The following is a 2,850-nucleotide window of genomic DNA, read 5'->3' as shown; positions in this document are numbered from 1 at the left end:
AAGATAAATATATAAAGAAGCCTATGGCTTCTTTTTTTATACCTATAACTTAAATAAAAATTAATATAAATTCCTACATATATATAATTATTTTAACAAATAAATAATATGAAAATAGAAGCAACTACTATTTAATAGTAGAATGCTTTATTTTTTTGTTTACTTTTATTTAAAATTAAGTTCATTTCGACTATAAAAAATGACATAAAATAAAGCAAGTACTAATTTATAATATATTACAAAGGCTAAAGGGGGAATAGGTAATGTATATAGAGTATTACATTATAGAGAACCTATTAATAAATTATATTATTATAAGTTGTACTTCTATTCTTATAAAACAGTATAATAGTCAAAGAAAAAAATGGTTAGGAGCTTTTTTAGGAACTATATACTCTGTTGCATACATATATCCTAATTTTGAAATATTATTTACATTGCCATTTAAGATAATTATTCTTACATTTATAATACTAGTATCATTTACATATAAAAATAAAAGAGACTTAATTAGAATATCTTTAATATTTTATTTAGTGAATATTTTTATATGTGGAAGTACTTATTTTATAATTTATTTTACAGGAATAGACCATATGAAAATATCATTTTTAATAATTTGTGCTTACATAAGTTGTGAATTACTTAAGTACATATACAAAGATATAAAGACATTAAAATATATTAAAGATTTAAAGAAAACAATAGATATAAGCTTACTTGGAAAACATTGTAGGTGTGAAGCTTTAATAGATAGTGGAAATTTATTAAAAGATCCTTTAGGTAACAATGAAGTTATAATAGTTAAATCAAAAATATTGAAAGGAATTATAAGTGATGAGTTACTAGAGTATGATTATGAAAATATTGATATAGTAAAAGTTCAAAATATTATAAGTTCATCTCAGAATGAATTATCATCGAGAGTAAGGCTTATTCCATATAAGCATGCAGGTAGTAATAATAGCTCAATCATATTGGGACTTAAAGCTGACTATATAGAAATTGATAAAAATAAGATAAGTAATGTAGTTATAGGGTTATCAAACTTTGATGATTTAGAATATGATGCTATTTTAAGTCCAAATATACTACAAGAGATTTAACTAAAAAGGGGGAAATAAAAGTGAAGTCATTAATAACAAAGCTATTAAATCAAATATTGGGGGTATTGATTAAGTTAAATATTATAAAACCCAAAAGTATTTTTTATATGGGAGGAGTCAATATATTACCACCTCCATTAAAACCTGAGGAAGAAATAGAATTATTACAGCAATTAGAAGATGATGATAGTATAAAGCAAATTTTAATAGAAAGAAATTTAAGGTTAGTTGTTTATATATCTAGAAAGTTTGAAAATACAGGTATAGATATAGAAGATTTAATATCTATAGGAACAATAGGACTTATAAAAGCTGTAAATACTTTTAAATTAAATAAAAATATAAAATTAGCTACATATGCATCTAGATGTATAGAAAATGAAATACTTATGTATCTTAGAAAAAATAATAAGAAAAAAATAGAAGTTTCTTTTGATGAGCCATTAAACATAGATGTAGATGGAAATGAATTATTATTATCTGATGTGCTGGGAACAGAAAATGATGAAATATATAAAGTTATTGAAGAAGAAATAGATAAAGACTTATTAGTTATGGCATTAGATAGGTTATCAGATAGAGAAAAACAAATAATGGAATTAAGATTTGGCTTAACTACTAGGGGTAGAGAAAGAACTCAAAAAGAAGTTGCTACAATGCTTGGTATATCTCAATCATATATATCTAGATTAGAAAAGAAAATAATATCAAGATTAAAGAAAGAAATGAAAAAATTTATATAATAAATAATTTTCTCTGAAAAGTATAAAAATATATGAAGTGTAAATAATTTCATATAAGAAAACTTTTAAGAGAGGACTGAAATGTATGCAAATAAATAAAGTTGAAATCTGTGGTGTAAATACATCTGAGCTTCCAGTTCTTAAAAATAATCAAATGATGGAACTTCTTTTGAAAATAAAAGATGGAGATGAAGAAGCAAGACAAGAGTTTGTTAGAGGAAATTTAAGATTAGTTTTAAGTGTAATTCAAAAATTTAATAACAGAGGGGAAAACATAGATGACTTATTTCAAATAGGATGTATAGGTCTTATAAAAGCAATTGATAATTTTGATTTAAGTCAAAATGTAAGATTTTCAACTTATGCGGTACCTATGATTATAGGAGAAATTAGAAGGTACTTAAGAGATAATAATCCTATAAGAGTAAGTAGGTCATTAAAAGATATTGCATATAAAGCATTACAAGTTAGAGAAAGATTAGTAAGAAATAATGCAAAGGAACCTACAGTATCAGAAATAGCAAAGGAGCTAGAATTACAAGTGGAAGATGTAGTTATGGCCCTAGATGCAATACAAGATCCTATATCATTATTTGATCCAGTATACCAAGACAATGGAGATGCAATATTTGTAATGGATCAAGTACAAGATAAAAAAGATACTGATGAAAATTGGTTACAAGAGATAGCTTTAAAAGAAGCTATAAAAAAATTAAATAGTAGGGAAAAGTTAGTATTAGATTTAAGATTTTACAAAGGAAGAACTCAAATTGAGGTAGCAGATGAAATAGGTATATCACAAGCACAAGTATCCAGAATAGAAAAAAATGCATTAAAAAATATGAAAAAATATATATAATAGATTTATTATTATCGTTGGTATTTATATACCAACGTTTTTTATTTCAATAAATTACAAAAAAGTACATTATATTTTGGAAATTAATACTAAATATAAAATCACTAAATATAAATACAAAGATAAATTTTAAAAAATGACC

General features: G+C 23.6%; 3 protein-coding genes. All 3 read left to right on the top strand.

Annotation, left to right across the window (positions count from 1 at the left end; genetic code table 11):
- Positions 1 to 263 precede the first annotated feature (263 nt).
- The 3 genes from G3997_RS08145 (at position 264) to sigG (ending at position 2,708) form a co-directional block, all read left to right on the top strand.
- Complete coding sequence (locus tag G3997_RS08145; RefSeq protein ID WP_296645298.1) at positions 264 to 1,106, top strand: sigma-E processing peptidase SpoIIGA; 843 nt, start codon at positions 264 to 266, stop codon at positions 1,104 to 1,106.
- 20 nt (positions 1,107 to 1,126) lie between these two features.
- Positions 1,127 to 1,849, top strand: a complete 723-nt coding sequence (gene sigE, locus G3997_RS08140; RefSeq protein ID WP_296645297.1) for an RNA polymerase sporulation sigma factor SigE — start codon at positions 1,127 to 1,129, stop codon at positions 1,847 to 1,849.
- Between the two features lie 85 nt (positions 1,850 to 1,934).
- The gene (gene sigG, locus G3997_RS08135) at positions 1,935 to 2,708 is read left to right on the top strand and encodes an RNA polymerase sporulation sigma factor SigG (protein WP_296645296.1); all 774 of its coding nucleotides are present in this window, start codon (positions 1,935 to 1,937) and stop codon (positions 2,706 to 2,708) included.
- Positions 2,709 to 2,850 lie beyond the last annotated feature (142 nt).

Origin of the sequence: Romboutsia sp. 13368, from assembly GCF_018336475.1 — a bacterium.
Classification (GTDB): domain Bacteria; phylum Bacillota; class Clostridia; order Peptostreptococcales; family Peptostreptococcaceae; genus Romboutsia.
Note: the sequence above shows the minus strand (reverse complement) of the source record. Positions and strands in the feature narration are given on the sequence as shown.

Bases quoted from the DNA above. Each gene is read 5' to 3' on its own strand.
- sigG (WP_296645296.1), top strand. From the start codon at position 1,935: ATGCAAATAAATAAAGTTGAAATCTGTGGTGTAAATACATCTGAGCTT.
- G3997_RS08145 (WP_296645298.1), top strand. From the start codon at position 264: ATGTATATAGAGTATTACATTATAGAGAACCTATTAATAAATTATATT.